The organism is Saccharothrix coeruleofusca, assembly GCF_014648515.1.
Taxonomy (GTDB): domain Bacteria; phylum Actinomycetota; class Actinomycetes; order Mycobacteriales; family Pseudonocardiaceae; genus Actinosynnema; species Actinosynnema coeruleofuscum.
The window spans coordinates 664556-680077 of sequence record NZ_BMRG01000004.1 but is presented as its reverse complement, the minus strand read 5'-3'; the positions used below and the strand labels follow the sequence as shown (position 1 = coordinate 680077).

Below are 15522 nucleotides of genomic sequence, written 5' to 3'. Positions count from 1 at the left end.
GCAGGGGGACTTGTTCGGCTCTGACGTCCGGGCCGGAGGCGCCGAGTTCATCGTGGACGGCCTGTGACATCACGAGTTGGTCTGCGGCACAAGGAAGCCACTGGCACGGTGGAGCGCGGCATGACCGTGATCGGCGCAGGCGGCACCGGTCCCTTACGCGCGGCCGAAATCGGCCTGTTCGAGATGATCGGCAGCGGCCGGGTGTTCGAGTGGTACCGCGATATGATCTCCACGGGCGGCGCGGCGGTCCCGCGTCCGGCACCGCGTCCCGTCATCTGGCCGACCGTCATCTGGCCGACCGTTGTCGGATGACCCTGTCGGCCGCGTTACGGGTGACGTCGTGGCTGCACGGTGCCTGGCGGACGCTGTTGTTCCCATCGGCTGACCGACCGCATCCGAGTGTCGCCGCCACGCACGGTCAGTGGCTTGAACCTGTTCGCGCAGTGGTGGCTGGCGCCGATCTTCCCGCTCGCACCACTGCCGTCCTTTGTGACGGGCTGGCGGAGCCGATCACGTCGGCCACGGCCTGGTCGGCACTCCCGTGGTGGACTTCGCCTCGTACTGGCGCAACGACCCCGTCGGTTCAGGGGGCATGGGATTCGGGTCACCTTGGAAGCTCAGGCACGAGGTGGGCTACGTCGCGCCGGTTGTCCCGCTCGGGATGGTGCTGAGCGCGACGACCACGACGGCTACCGCTGCGCCGGACGCCGGTTGCCGCCCGCGGTCATGAGGGTGGAGTACGAGGCCGATGGCATGTCGGCGGTGATCGGCTCGCTGCGGCCTCTCGTCGGCGTGCGGCAGGTGGTGAACGTCGGCGGCAACGGCACGTACGCGGAGCAGTTGGTGCGGTGGGGTACATCGCGGTGCCGTCCGGCGACGGGCTGTCCCCGGATGGCACCGCGAGCCGTGGTGCCTGCTCGTCAGCGGCTGCGGCCCACTGGTGGAGCGGCCCGCGGGCCGCTTCGTCCTGGCGCGACCGCCTCCTGATCCCGCGCCGCAGGGGTGAGTGGTGGAACGGGGGAGAACTCATGAGATTCGGCTGCTGACCGCAGGCCGAGCCCGCGCGGGATCGTGCGGAAGGGAGGCGGCGCACTCCCTGGTTGCGATGTCGAACCGGTGGATGAGTGGTGACGCGGCCGATCTGCCGCGTTCTTCGCAGTGCTCACACACGGGCTCTCCGGCGCGCGGGGCGGAGGTTTCGATCCATGTGCGCCGCCGAGCACAGCACGAAGGGCCTCGGTGGCGCAGCGAGTCGCCGTAGTTGGTCGTGAAACCCGTTTTCGGTGCAGGACAGCGACTGTCGAGTGATCCTTGGGAGGCATGAACGTGCGCGAGGGAGTCACGCTGGTCCATGTTGATCCGCACATCGTCCCGGCGTCGAGGCGAGACCGCGACGGGCTCACCGCAGGAGGTGTCGACCGCCGATGCCGTGCGGCCGGAGGGCGCAATCCGGCTGGTGCGCCAACCGCTGGTGAGGTGGCTCGGTGAGCACACGGACAAGGGAGCAGAACGTCAGAAAGCTGACCGAGCTGATCGCAGCGCACGCCCGAGGTGGTTCTCGAGCGCTGGCGGGCCGAATCCGGGTGTCCAGGGCGGACGGCACGTCCGTGCCGGAGCACTCGATCACCGAACCCATGCTGGTCATCCTCGCGCAGGGCAGCAGCCGACTGCTCCTGGACGGCCACATTCACGAGCTGGTCGCGGGCCGGTTCCTCCTGACGGGGACCAACCTCTCCCTCATGAGCCAAGTCGTGCGAGCCTCCCCGCAGGCACCGTTCCTCGATGTCACATTCAAGCTGGACTCCCATGCGATAGCCGCGCTGCTGCTCGAACTCCCCGCGACCCGAACAGCCGGTGCCGTCGGTCGTCGATCATTGTCGGTCGCGGTGGGCGATGCGGACGTCCGCTTGCTGGACGCGGTGGTGCGGATGCTGCAACTGCTGGAGCACCCCGATGACATACCTGTGCTGGCTCCTCTGGTAGAGCGGGAGATCCTCTGGCGGCTGCTCAGGGGACCACACGGAGATCTGGTCCGTCAGATCGGTCTCGTGGACCGTGACGTGGGCCATCTCAATCAGGCGATCCAGTGGATACGGACGAACTACGCCGCACCGATGCGCATCGAAGACCTCGCGCGCCTGGCCGGGATGAGCACCGCTTCATTCCACCGTCACTTCCGCGTCATCACCACGATGAGCCCGCTGCAGTTCCAGAAGCGGATCCGTCTCCAGGAGGCGCGGGCGCTGCTGGTCGCCGGCCACGGCGGTGACATCGCCCGAGTTGCCCACCTCGTCGGGTACGGCAGCCCATCGCAGTTCAGCCGCGAATACCGCCGGCTGTTCGGTGCGCCGCCTGGACAGGACGCCGCGCGCTTCCGCGTCGCTGCCGACTCGTACGGCGAGGGAGCGTAGGACGGGGGCGACCGCGGTTCCCCTTACTGACGAGGAGCGGCGGACGGGGACTCGCGGCCGGTCGATGAGCAGCGCACGCGTCCGCCTGTGCGATATCACCGCGGCAGCGGAAGTCGGCCAGTCACCGCTGGGCCTCCTGCAGCACGTCGGCGCGCCACGCGGCGAACGTCTGCGGTCGTAGCAGCGAACTCGGCGAAGTCTCGGTGTTCAGCAACCGGCGGACCCGCGCGGTGATCCGCAGGGCGATCAGGGAATGCCCACCGAGGCCGATGAAGTCGTCGTCGTCGGACACGTGGTCAACGGAAAGCGCCTCACACCACATCCTGCGCAACTCCTCGCCGACCCCTGCCGCCGCGTCCCCTGCGGGCACCGGGACGGGAGCGGGGAGCGGCAACTCACGCCGGGAGACCTTGCCATTGGGGAACCGGGGTAGATCCTCCAGGAAGATGATGTGACTGGGCCGCATGGCGGGCCGGAGTCGGGTTCGGACGTGGTCGCGGATGTCGCGGACGGTCAGCAGCCCGCCGCGGTGCCGGGGCGGAGCCTGCTTGGCCTCGGGAGCCGGGGGACCAGACGCGCGAGTTCCGTACACGTAGGTCACGTCCGCATCGGAACCAACGTTCCAGTCGTCGATCTCGTGGACCGTGAATCCGGCGTTCGCGAGGATGCCCTTGATCTCGGGGCCCGCCGAGCTCGCGCGTTCGACCTCCAGGCAGACCTGGCGCACCATCTGCCAGTGCTCGGGGCGAACTCCTCGGATCACGGCCAGCTCGGCCCCCTCCGCATTGATCTTCAGCAGGTCGACCCGGTCCAGACCGCTGCGGTCGAAGATGGTCGACAGGTCGGCCGTCCGGACTTCGTGCCGCGTGGCCTCCAGCCGTTCCTCGGCCTCCCTGCGCAGCCCGGAGATCTCGTCGAGGCTGGGACCGCGGCCTCCCCGGCCCGCCGAGGCCCTGCGGTAGTGGGAATCGACCAAGTCGATGGCCTGCTGCTGCCGTCCTTCGCCCAAGCCGGACAGGTAGCTGAGACGGTGGAAGGACGTCAGCAGGGCGGTCCCGGTGGTGTCGGTGACGGCGAGGGGGACCACCTCGGAGACGACCTGGTTCATCTCCAGATTGATCCTCAGGTACGGCAGCACGTCGGGGTTCGGTTCCACCGCCAGGACACGGACGCCTTCGGCTTGCTGGGACGCCCAGAGGGAGAACAGCCCGATGTTCGCCCCGACGTCGACGACGACAGCTCCGGCGCCGATTCCATGACCGAACCTGGAGTACTCGTCCTGCTCGAAGATCTGCCGGTAGAGGAACATGGCTTCGTCGGGTGTGGGCGTGGCGACGATCATGCCGTTCGGCAGCTGGACCCGATGGAGTCCGTCGACCAACGGGGAGTGGGCGCGCTGCGCGACCACGTACGCGACCAACCGCGTGCCGTGAACGGCGTCCGGGACGCCGATGACAGCGGCGTCCCGGACCTGCGGATGACTGCGGATGACGGTGCTGACCTCTTCCGGCGCGACGCGCTCACCCCGCACCTTCACCTGGTCGTCGATGCGTCCGTGGAATTCCAGGCAGCCGGATTCGGTCAACCGGCTCAGGTCGCCGGTGCGGTAGACGAACGGGCTGTCGCCGGACAGGGTGTTCGGCCGGAAGCGCTGCCGGGTCAGCTCGGGGTCGTCGAGGTACCCGCCGCTCACCGCGATTCCGGAGATCCAGAGCTCACCGATCCGGCCTGCCGGAACAGGCGCCATGTCCTCGTCGAGGACGTGACAGGTCACTCCGTCGATGGGGCGGCCGATGGGGGCGATGTCGCCGGAGAACGGCTCGTCGCAGTTCCAGTAGGTGACGTTCACCGATGTCTCGGTGGGGCCGTACCCGTTGTACAGCGCGGCTGGATGGCGTTCACGGAACCGTCGCACGAGTGTCATGTCCAGTGCTTCGCCACCGCAGAGCACGCGGCGCAGCGAAGTGCACTCCGGCAAGCTCTCCTCTTCGACTACATATCGCAGCATCGAGGGAACGAAGTGCGCCGTCGTGACCGAGGCGTCCCGGATCAGCCGGAGGATGCCCAAGCTGTCGAACTGGATTCCCGGCGGGCCGATGACCAGCGTGCCCCCTGCGATCAGCGGGGCGAAGATCTCGTGGATGGCCGCGTCGAAGGACGAGGACGCCTTGTGCAGCACGCGGTCGTCGGAGGTCAGGCCGAAGTACCGGTGCCCCCACTCCAGGCGGTTGCACAGACCCGCGTGGTGGAGCAGCACACCCTTGGGCCGATCCGCCGAGCCGGTGGTGAAGAGGACCATCGCGGTCCGCTCGGCCGCGGGGCGCTCACGCCATGCCGCCTGCGGCGTGGCGTCGAAGGTACCGCTGTCGAGGACGCCGTCACGGTGACCGGTGTCGACCCGGAGCCAGCGCGCCTCATCCGGCGCGCCGAATCGACCGTCCGCTGCGTGCACGATCACCTTGGGCTTGGTGGCGTCCGCCATCTGCAGCAGACGCTCCACTGGGAGCTCGGGATCCATCGGCACCGCCGCGGCCCCCATCGTCATCACGGCGATGAGCGAGGTGACGTAAGTGGCCGAACGCGGGAGGTGCAGTGCTACGTAGTCGCCAGGCTCCACACCCGCCGAAGCCAGTCGCGCGGTGATCGCGGCGACCTCGTGCCACAGCTCCCGGTAGGACATCTCACCATCGGCGCTGATGATCGCCGGCCGATCACCGGAAGGACCGTCCGGTCGGTGCAGGAGATCGGGAACATACCGCGAATCCATGTCAAACCACCTTTTCGGCCACGGCCACCAGGGCCATTCGGGGCACTTCGGCTGTCCAACGGCTGTCGGTTTTCCGCACGATCGGGCGCACCGGGTGCCCCAGGGGTGGACGGCCGAGGTCGCTGAAATAGGCTGTGTGGTCGAACAACTCCTGAACGAACTGCCACGAGACATCGGGGCCCAGTTGCCCGGCGAAGAAGCCCTGGATGCCGTACATGTCGCCGATGTAGTCGCACACGCGGGACCGCGCCTTTCGCGGGCTGTCCGCCTCGATGACCAGGGGGTCGTACATGTCGACGATCCGGGTGCGCACCGGCAGCGGTTCCAGGAGCGCGGCCAGCTCGTCCCGTGAGAAGTGCGCGTAGTCATGACCGGTGGTCGAGTGCTTGTGCACGACTTCAGCGAAGAATCTCGCCATCGGACTCCGCCCGTCGAAATCGTGCAGAACGAGACGGCCGCCCGGTTTGAGCACGCGAACGGCCTCGCGAACGGCTTCCGGTCGGTCTTCGACGGCAATGTGATGCGTACCGTAAGCCAGCAGCGTCGCATCGACCGATGCGTCGCGCAGCAGCAAGCAGTCCGCTGATTGGCGCACCGCGGGCAGTCCGTAGTCCAGCGCGCAGGCCACCATCCTGCCGGAGATGTCACCGGTGATGACCGACAGCCGCTCCGCGCGGCTGCCCGGCCGCAGGGCGGCGGCCCTCGCGACAGTGCCGTCGCCCCCCAGGACGTCCAGGACGGTCTTCTCTCCCGCGCTGGTGGTTCGGGTCGCCAGACGCAGCAGTTCCCGGATGCCCTTCCACCGCGCGAACGCGTCCCGCTGGGCGCGGCGGTAGGAATCACCGCGCCCGGTGTCGTCGGTGTCGAACTCGTTCGTCACGGAGACGAGCCGCAGCAGCACGCCCTCGGAACGGGCTTTGTCGAGGTCGAGCAGTCGGTGGAGTTCCGGGTGCTCGACCTCGACGTGCCGCAGGTACGCTTCCAGCGAGAGCGAAGGTAGGTACTCGATACCGCCGCCGGCCGAGATCACTTGGTCACGTAATGTGCGCGACAAATGAAGTAGCCCTCCTCTTTTACTGTCGCGGAGGTGCGGTCGTGAACTGCCGGAGACGAGCGGACGTCGAGGATTCGCATCGCGGAAGCAGTCGCGGCAGCGAGTTCGCCTAGCTGATCCGCTCGGTTTCCCTGGTGTGTCCGGTCAAGGTCGGAGCAGGAGGTGGAACGCCTTCCGGCCGCGGTTTCCACGTGGCCGGTGCCGCCCACTATAGGGAACCAACGGCGTCGCCGCTACGTGGTCGCGGCGGCGAACCGATGTTGACTCTATCGGGCAAGATCTTGATCGGATCGTTCTACGGAGGCCGCCGGCCGCCTTCTTATGATGAGTCCAGCCGAATCGGTGCGCAAAGCGCGGTCCTGACACACCCGAGACGTGTCGGGAGATCTGCTGGTCGATCTCTCCACGACTTCTCCTCAGCGTTCTCCGGGCGAAACCACTCCCTGAGCGGCCGGCCCAACTGAGTTGTCCGTCAGTCCAGGCGTGAACGTACTAACTGGGAGCCGATCAAGAGATGTCGATGACTTCTCCGCGGGGTCGCGAATCCCGGCATGATCTCGATCCGGACATCGCGGATCTCGCCGTTCGTGGTAGTTGGAGGGCTGTGGTCGAGCACTGGGCGGCGAGACGCCCGGACCACCCGGCGATCTCGGCGGGGGCCGACCAGGTGACGTACGCCGAGCTGGCCGGGCGGGCGAAAGGGCTGGCGAAGTACCTGCAGGCGAACGGCACGGGGCCGGGTGATGTGCTCGCGGTCCGAACGGGGAACCGACTGCACGGCGTCATCGGCTTGTTCGGTGTCCTGCTCGCCGGTGCGACGTACGTCGCGCTGGACCCGGACGCGCCCGTGGAACGCATCAGAACGGTGATGGACGACAGTGGCGCTGCGCTGATGCTTGATGAGCATGCCATCGCCGTTGCCGGAGAGGATGCTGCGGAGTTCGCCTGCCAACCGGCTGGGCACGGTGGCATCGCGTACATCGTCTACACCTCCGGGACGACGGGCACGCCCAAGGGCGTGTGCGTCACCTACGAAGCACTGGGCCGTCACCTGGGTGCGATCACAGCCCGCTTCGGGCTGTGCGAGGACGACCGGGTGCTGTACTCAGCCGCGCCCTTCGTGGACGTCGCCCTTGAGCAGGTGCTCGCGCCGATCCTGGCGGGCGGCACGCTCGTCGTCCTCCCCGAGGGCTTGCACTCGGCGGCAGGCATCACCGGACTGATCGCCAGGGAAGAAGTGACGGTGGCCAACCTTCCCGCGGCCTACCTGGCAGAGGTCACCCGGAGCCTCGCCGACCGTCCGCTGCCCGCCGGGCACCGGCTGCGGTTGATGATCTCCGGCGGAGAGCGGCTGTCCGCGGGCACCGTCGAGCGGTGGATGCGCCACGCTCCGGACGTCGGTCTGCTCAACGCGTACGGACCGACCGAATGCGTCGTCACCGCCACCGCTCACGACGTCGGCGCCCCGGACTCGGCGACCGCGCCGATCGGTGTCGCGGTGGCCGACCGCCGCCTGTACGTCTTGGACAGCAGGTTGCGCCCGGTGGATTCCGGCGAGTTGTACGTCGGTGGAGAGCCGTTGGCCGTTGGTTACCTCGGCAGGCCCGCGTTGACGGCACGGGTCTTCATCCCCGACCCGTTCAGCCCGGTCCCCGGAACGCGCATGTACCGGACCGGTGATCTCGTGCGCCGGCGCACCGATGGAACCCTGGAGTACGTCGGGCGGTCCGACGCGCAGATCAAGATCCGCGGCTTCCGGGTCGAGCCCGCGGAGACGCAGGCCGTGCTGGAGCGCCACCCGGACGTCGGAGAGTGCGCCGTCGTGGGGGTGGCGGACGCGAGGGGTGACTACCTCGCCGCCTACGTCGTCCCCGGTTCGAGCGACGTGACCAGTCACGCACTGATGCGGTTCCTGGCCGACCGGTTGCCCGCCCACCTCCTGCCGCGCGAGCTGAGCCTGCACGACCGGCTTCCCCGGACCAGAGCGGGGAAGCTGGACCACGCCGAGCTGACGCACGTCGTACCACGACCCTTCGCCACGGCCACGGAGGAACTGCTGGCCGAGGTGTGGCGCGAAGTGCTCGGAGTGGACTCGGTGAGCAGGGACAGCGACTTCTTCGAGCTGGGCGGCGACTCGCTGACCGCCATCCGGATCACCACCCGGCTGATCGGCACCTGGGACGACGTGTCCCCGCAGGGGATCTTCGAGACACCAGTGCTGGCGGACCTGGCCGCCCGGCTCGACGCGGAGGCCGGACGGCGGTGTGCTCAGACGGCCACGACCACGGCGGACGCGGATGACGAGGCGGTGTCCCACGACGACGCCGGGATGCCCGCGTGGCAGCCGTTGCCTGCCGGGTTGCACGGGATCTGGATGGACGCGGAATGGCACCCCGGGTCGGCGATCTACAACGTGCCCTGGGTCTTCCGGTTGACCGGTCGGATCGATGACGCGGCTCTCGAACACGCTGTCAACGCGATCATGGCACGGCACGAGGCGCTGCGGACGGTCTTCATGTCCGATCTAGGCGAGCCGCTCTGCCGTGTCCTCAGGCACGTGCCGATCAAGCTGCAGCCCGAGGAGACCGCTGATCTGGACGCGGTGATCGACGCCGAGGCGCGTCGGCCCATCGAGCTGCACGGCGCTCCGCTGATCCGCTTCCGCCTGCTGCGCTCGGGACCGGTGTCGGCCCTGGTCGTGGTGGCTCACCACTTGATCTGGGACGAGGAGTCGCGCCGGATCTTCGAGGCGGAGCTGAGCAAGCTGTACGAGGCGGCGTCGACCGGGCGTCCTGCCCGCCTGCCCGCGCTGCCCGCACGCGGGGGTGACCCGGATGCGAAGCGGGACCTGGCCTACTGGGGGGACCGGCTCGCAGGCGCGCCCCTGTGGACCGACCTCCCGACCGACCTGCCCCGTCCGGCCGAACTGGGCGTCCGGGGTGCCGTCGTGCCGTTCGACCTCCCGGCGCCGTTGGTCGAGAAGGTGCGCGTGTTGGCGCGCTCCGCGGGTGTCACCCCGTTCATGGTGCTGCTCACCTGCCTGTGCCTGGTGCTGCGGAACCGGTCGGGGCAGGACGACCTGGTCGTCGGCACGCCCTCGTCCCGGCGCAGTCCCGCGACGGCCGATCTGATCGGCTGCTACGTCAACGTGGTCCCCCTGCGCATCCGCCTGGACCGTCGCCAGGACCGCACCGACGTGCGCGGGCTGCTGAACCGGGTGCGTCGCGACGTGCTCGCCGACCTCACGCACGGGGATGTGCCGTTCGATCTCGTGGTCCGGCACGTCGCGGGTTCCCGCTCGCTGGACCGCGTGCCGCTGACCCCGGTGGCCCTGGAGATGCACCGCCACGCCGAGCAGCACCTGCGGCTCGGCGACGCCATCGGCAGCCGCGAGCTCATCCCGACCGGCACCGCCAAGTTCGAAGTCGCCTGGCAGATCACCGACCACGGCGACCGGATCTCCGGCGTGGTGGAGTTCAACACGGACCTGTACACCAACCCGACGGTGACCGAGATGATCGCCGAGTGGCTGGCCGAGCTCGCCGCCCTCCAGATCGAGGAGGTCTGACTTGTCGCAATCCGGAGGCGCGCCGCTGTCGCCCAACCAGCGTGCTCTGTGGTTCCTGGACAGGCTGATACCAGGGACGGCCACGTACAACGTGCCGTGGCTGCTCGACATGAAGGGCCCGGTCGACGAAGAGGTCCTCAGGCAATCCCTGAATGCGATCGTGGACAGGCACGAAGTACTGCGAACCGTGTACGGCGTCTCCGCGGCCGGTCCGTGCCAGACGGTCCTGGAGACCGCTGCTGTCGACTTGGTCGTCACGGCGGACGCCGCGACGATAGCGCAGGACGCCTCTCGCCCGTTCGACCTGGAGCGGGAGACGCCGATCAGGGCCCGGCTGGTGCGCAGCGGCCAGGAAGCATGGCAGTTGCTGGTGGTGCTGCACCACATCGCCTTCGACGAGTTGTCCCTGCCGGTGTTCGAGAAGGAGCTGGCCGAGCTGTACGAAGCCGCTCTGGTGGGCCGCCCACCTGAGCTGCCGCTGCCCGTGCAGTACCGCGTCGTCGTCGAACGGTGGCGGACACAGGCGTCGGACGGAGCCGAGCGACGCGCTCTCCGGTACTGGCGCGAAAGGCTCGCGGGTGCTCCGGAAAGGCTGGTCCTGCCCGCGGACCGGCCCCGGCCACCCGTCTGGCGGGGCACCGGGACGAGGTTCGCGTTCGATCTGCCGCGGGAGGTCTGCGACCAGGTGAGGCTCCTCGCTAAGCAGGAGGGCGTCACGCCTTTCATCGTCATGCTCAGCGCGTTCACGGCACTGCTGCACCGGTACACCGGCATGGAGGACCTGGTGATCGGATCCCCGCTCGACGGCCGGGAGAGCGCGGGAGTCGACGAGGAATCGGCGATCGGGCACTTCGTCTCGATGCTGCCGGTGCGGACCGCGGTCAGCGGGCACGAGCGGTTCGCGGATCTGATCGCACGTGTGCTGACCGGATTCCTCGACGACCTGGAGCACCGCCGAGCACCGTTCGCGAAGATCGTGGAAGCGCTCGGCCCCCGTCAGTGGGCGGACCACCAACCACTGGTGCAGGTCGTGTTCGGTTTCCACGGGGAGCAGAACCGGCTGCTGCGAATCGGTCCCGCCACCGGGCGCACAGCGGTGCTGCCGACCGGTACCGCGAAGTTCGACCTCACCTGGTCGGTGTTCGACGACGGGGTCGGGTTCAGGGCGGAGGTCGAGTACTGCACCGACCTCTTCGACGCCGCCACGATCGAGCGGATGGCTGCGCACTGGCGGATCCTGCTCGCCGCCGCTGTCCACCACCCCGAGACGACCGTGGCCGACCTGCCTGTGCTCACCGATGACGATTGGCTGGTGGTGCGGCCGCACCAGCCGGTCAGCAGCAAACCGACGGCCTGCCCGCACATGCTGTTCGAGGCGGAAGCCGCCGCGCACCCGGCGAGCACCGCGGTGACCGACGGCGTGACGAACACGACTTACGCCGACCTCAACGCCCGTGCCAATCAGCTCGCGAGGCTGCTGGTCGCCAGAGGCGTGCGGCCGGGCGACCACGTCGGTCTGGTGATGGACCCTTCGGTGCGCCAGGTGATCGCGGTGCTGGCGGTGCTCAAAACCGGGGCCGCGTACGTGCCCGTGGAGGTCTCCAGCCCGGAGGAGCGGGTCGACTTCGTCCTCTCGGACGCCGCCGCGCGCCTCGTGGTCACCGACGCCGCCGTGCCGGAGCGGGGCAGGTCTGTCGTGCACTTGGACGCCGACGCGGCAGCCATCGACACGCAGCCGGTGGACGACCTCGGACTGGCCGTGTCGCCGAGCGCGACGGCTTACGTCATCTACACTTCCGGCTCCACGGGCCGGCCCAAAGGCGTGGCCGTCGCCCACGCGAACGTGATGGAGTTGTTCGCCTCGACCTCGGACCGGTTCGGGTTCGACCGGGGCGATGTGTGGACCCTGTTCCACTCGTTCGCCTTCGACTTCGCCGTCTGGGAGTTCTGGGGAGCGCTGCTGCACGGCGGACGTCTGGTCGTCGTCCCCAGGCAGGTCCGCAGGAATCCGGCGGCCTTCGCCGATCTCCTGCGACAAGAGCGGGTCACCGTGCTCAGCCAGACGCCCACCGCGTTCGACCAGTTGGTGCGGGCGTTGCGGGGTTCGCCGCGGCGACTGGAGCTGAGACTGGTCGTCCTCGGCGGGGAGGCGCTGACCGCCGAGCCGGTGCGCCGGTGGTTCTCGCTCGGGGCGGCGCCGTCGGCGCGGTTGTGCAACATGTACGGCATCACCGAGACCACCGTTCACGTCACTGCCCATGACATCACCGCTGACAGCGGGTTCGACCGCAGTGTGATCGGCAGACCGCTGCCGCACCTGTCGGTCGCCGTTCTCGACCGGCACGGCCGCCACGTCCCGGTGGGCGTCCCCGGCGAGATCCACGTCGGAGGCGGTGGCACCGCCATCGGCTACATCGGCAGGCCGGAGCTGACGGCTCGCCGCTTCGTACCCGATCCGAACGTGCCGGGTGCTCGCGTGTACCGCAGCGGCGACCTGGCCCGCTGGTTGCCCGATGGAGACCTGGAATACCTCGGACGCGCCGACGACCAGGTCAAGATCCGCGGTTTCCGCGTCGAACCGGGGGAGGTCCGCCAGGCACTGACCGATCTTCCCGGTGTCCTGGCAGCGGTGGTGGTGGCGGGCGAGGATGGCCGCCTGCTGGCCTACGCGGTGCCGGGGCCGGACTGCCCGACGGCGTCGGACCTGCGGCAGCGACTGGCCCTGCGACTGCCCGACTACATGGTCCCCGCTGTGGTGACCTTCGTGGACGACCTGCCGCGGACCTCGAACGGCAAGGTCGACCTGCGTGCCCTCCCACCGGCCATCGCCCGCGGGGACGCTCCGTTCGAAGCACCCGAGGGAGATGCCGAGACAGCGCTGGCGGAGGCGCTCGGCCACGTCCTGTCCGTGGCGCGCGTCGGCAGGCACGACGACTTCTTCGGCCTGGGCGGCGACTCGGTGCGTGGTGTCCAGGTCGTCGGCAGGCTCCAGGAGATGGGATACGACCTCGCGCTCGACGCGCTCTTCGCGTGTCCGACCGTCACGGCGGGGGCGCGGCGGATGACACCGCGCACGCGGCCGAGCGCGGCCGGGGCCAGTGCGCAGGAGTTGCTGCTCCCGGCCGACCGGGAACGGCTCCCGGATGATGTCGAGGACGCCTACCCGATGACGGCCATGCAGCTGGCGATGGTCTACCACATGGAGGTGGAACCCGCGCTCAGGCCGTACCACAACGTCAACAGCTACCGGATCCGTTGCGGGCTGGACGCGCGGGCTCTGGAACGGGCACTGGCCGAGGCGATCGCATGCCACCCGGTGCTGCGCACCTGCTTCGACCTCGTGTCGTTCAGCGAACCGATGCAGCTGGTCCACCGGTCGGTCCCGCTGCCGCTCACCGTGCGGGACCTGAGCAACGCCTCGCCCGCCGAGCGCGAGGCCGCCGTGGTGGCGCTCGTCGAAGCCGAGTGGGCGACCCCGTTCGCCCCGGACCAGGCACCGCTGCTGAGGGTCACCGCCCAGCGGCTCGGCGATGACGCCTTCCAGCTCACCCTCACCGAGCACCACGCGATCCTGGACGGCTGGAGCTTCACCTCCTTGCTCGCCCAACTGCTCGACCGGCACGCCGCGTTCAGCGCGCGCCCCGACCTGCCCCCGGCCCAGCCCTCCGGTCCGGTGTTCCGCCGGTTCGTCGCCATGGAGCGCAGTGCTGTGCGAGCGGCGGACTCGCTCGACTTCTGGGCGGATCGACTGACCGGCGTGGACGGCGTGATGCTGGCCGGGACCATCCCGCCGGACGGCGGGACGAGCGCCCGGGGGCTCATGCGGACCGTCGACCGGGAGGTCGACGGCGACATCTGCCGCGACATGGTGCGGCTGGCCCGATCCGCGGGCACGAGCGCCAAGAGCGTTTTCCTCGCGGCTCACTTCGCGGCACTGCACCAGGTGACAGGACGGCGCCAGGTCGTCACGGGCGTCACGGTGAACGGGCGGCCCGAGGAAGCGGCGGGAACGACGGCGTTGGGGTTGTTCGTGAACATCGTGCCCCTTGTCGCCTCCTTCGAGAACACGACGTGGCGCGCCCTCATCGGACAGGCGCATGACGCCGAGACCGCCGTGATGCCCCATCGCAGGGTGCCTTTCGCCTCGCTCATCCGGTTGCTGGCGCGTGGAGAGGTGGACGTGAACTTCACCTACAACCGGTTCCACGCGCTCGACGGGCCGGTCAGGAAGTCGTGGATCGAGGACGACCGGATCGGATCGGCGCCGACGCTCCGGTACGAACCCAACTCGTTCCCGCTGAGTGTCGGGTTCGTCCAGGACCCGGCCTCCGACCGCGCGCTCCTCGTCGTCAGCCACGCGGCCCGTGTTCCCCACGCCCTGGCGGTCGGTTACACCGACGCCTACCTGGCAGCAGCGCGCGCGATGACGAGCGGACCCGAACACATCATCACCTCCCGCTGACGATCGGAGAAGCCGTGGACGTTCGGCAGGACTACCTCGTCGTCGTCAACGACGAGGAGCAGTACTCGCTGTGGAGCGGTGATCGTGAACTACCGCCTGGCTGGCAGCCGACGGGCTACCGGGGTTCAGAGGAGGAATGCCTGGCGCACATCGGAGAGGTCTGGACCGACATCCGGCCGCGGAGCATCAGGGAGAGGGGAGTACGTCCATGACAGCGGCTCTGGGCGAGGCGGACAGCATCACGCAGGTCCTCGAACGGCACGCCCGGACGAGGCCGGACCAGCCCGCGATCACGGAACTCGACTTCACCGACGGGGACCGGCCCAGCAGGACCGTCCTCACCTACGCACAGCTGCACGACCGCTCCCTCGACCGCGCGAACAGGCTCAGGTCTGTGCTCGGCGAGGGGGAACCGGTGGTGTTGCTGCGCGACAGCGGAGCCGACTTCGTCGTCGACTTCCTCGGGTGCATGATGGCAGGCGTCGTACCGGTACCGGCGCCGGAACTGCGGGCCGAGCAGGACCGGAGTGCCGTGCGGCTGTCCCGCCTGGTCGACGACGCCGGGGCGAGGTACGGCATCGGGAACGTGACGCCCACCTCGCTGAAGGCTCTCGGACTGCGTTCACCGGACACCGAGCCGGTGACCCGCGAGCAGGTGTCCCCGGCCGGTCCGGTCTCCCGGGACGACATCGCGTACGTCCAGTACACCTCCGGTACGACAGATCTGCCGCGGGGCGTGGTCGTGACGCACGACAACATCCTGCGCGAAGCCGAGATCGTCGGTGAGGTCTTCGACTTCGGCCCGGACTCGGTCTGCGTCAACTGGCTCCCGCTGTTCCACGACTTCGGCCTGGTGATGGGCCTTCAGATGCCGCTGCTGCACGGCGGGCAGGTGGTGCTGATGACCCCCCGTGCCTTCGTGCGCGATCCGGAACGCTGGCTGCGCGCCATCTCCGACTTCGGCGGCACGCACTCGCCCGCGCCCAACTTCGCGTACAGCCTGTGCGTGCGCAAGATCGCCCCGGATCGGCGACGCGAGCTCCGCCTCGACACGTGGCGCGTGGCGCCCAACGCGGCCGAGCCGGTCCGGCACGAGACGATCGCCGACTTCCAGGCCGCTTTCGGCGCCCAGGGCTTCAAGCCGGAGGCGATGCGCCCCTGCTACGGACTCGCCGAGGTCACCCTCATCGCCACGGCGCCCCGCTCCGGGGAGTCCCCACGGGCATTCGCCGCGGACCGCGAAAGCCTCGCCGCGGGCTG

General features: G+C 69.2%; 8 protein-coding genes. 6 read left to right on the top strand and 2 right to left on the bottom strand.

The genetic code is table 11. The features are described from left to right. The first annotated feature begins 63 nt into the window (after positions 1-63). Both IEZ00_RS15250 and IEZ00_RS15245 read left to right on the top strand, forming a co-directional pair. Entirely contained in the window at positions 64-312 is a 249-nt protein-coding gene (locus IEZ00_RS15250; protein ID WP_268248722.1) for a TfuA-like protein, read from the top strand. Between the two features lie 1172 nt (positions 313-1484). Beyond that, positions 1485-2411: an AraC family transcriptional regulator gene (locus IEZ00_RS15245; protein ID WP_189223858.1), complete on the top strand. Its 927-nt coding sequence runs from the start codon at positions 1485-1487 to the stop codon at positions 2409-2411. Positions 2412-2532: 121 nt separating this feature from the next. Here the strand turns inward: IEZ00_RS15245 and IEZ00_RS15240 are convergent, their stop codons facing one another. Continuing rightward, positions 2533-5178 (bottom strand): amino acid adenylation domain-containing protein, encoded by a 2646-nt coding sequence (locus IEZ00_RS15240; protein WP_189223857.1) that lies wholly within the window; start codon positions 5176-5178, stop codon positions 2533-2535. A 1-nt stretch (position 5179) separates the two neighbouring features. Beyond that, a complete protein-coding gene (locus tag IEZ00_RS15235; RefSeq protein WP_229795687.1) occupies positions 5180-6208 on the bottom strand; it encodes a class I SAM-dependent methyltransferase in 1029 nt (342 codons plus the stop codon). A 628-nt stretch (positions 6209-6836) separates the two neighbouring features. Here IEZ00_RS15235 and IEZ00_RS15230 point away from each other — a divergent pair. The 4 genes from IEZ00_RS15230 to IEZ00_RS15215 form a co-directional block, all read left to right on the top strand. Further along, positions 6837-9800: a non-ribosomal peptide synthetase gene (locus IEZ00_RS15230; RefSeq protein ID WP_189223856.1), complete on the top strand. Its 2964-nt coding sequence runs from the start codon at positions 6837-6839 to the stop codon at positions 9798-9800. 1 nt (position 9801) lies between these two features. Next, on the top strand, positions 9802-14262 hold the full coding sequence (locus IEZ00_RS15225; protein ID WP_189223855.1) for a non-ribosomal peptide synthetase: 4461 nt from the start codon (positions 9802-9804) through the stop codon (positions 14260-14262). Between the two features lie 14 nt (positions 14263-14276). Then, the gene (locus IEZ00_RS15220; protein WP_209618332.1) at positions 14277-14474 is read left to right on the top strand and encodes an MbtH family protein; all 198 of its coding nucleotides are present in this window, start codon (positions 14277-14279) and stop codon (positions 14472-14474) included. Next, positions 14471-15522: AMP-binding protein (locus IEZ00_RS15215; protein ID WP_189223854.1), on the top strand; the 1052-nt coding region annotated here is incomplete at its 3' end. The genes IEZ00_RS15220 and IEZ00_RS15215, both read left to right, overlap by 4 nt.

Bases quoted from the DNA above. Each gene is read 5' to 3' on its own strand.
- IEZ00_RS15240 (WP_189223857.1), bottom strand. From the start codon at position 5,178: ATGGATTCGCGGTATGTTCCCGATCTCCTGCACCGACCGGACGGTCCT.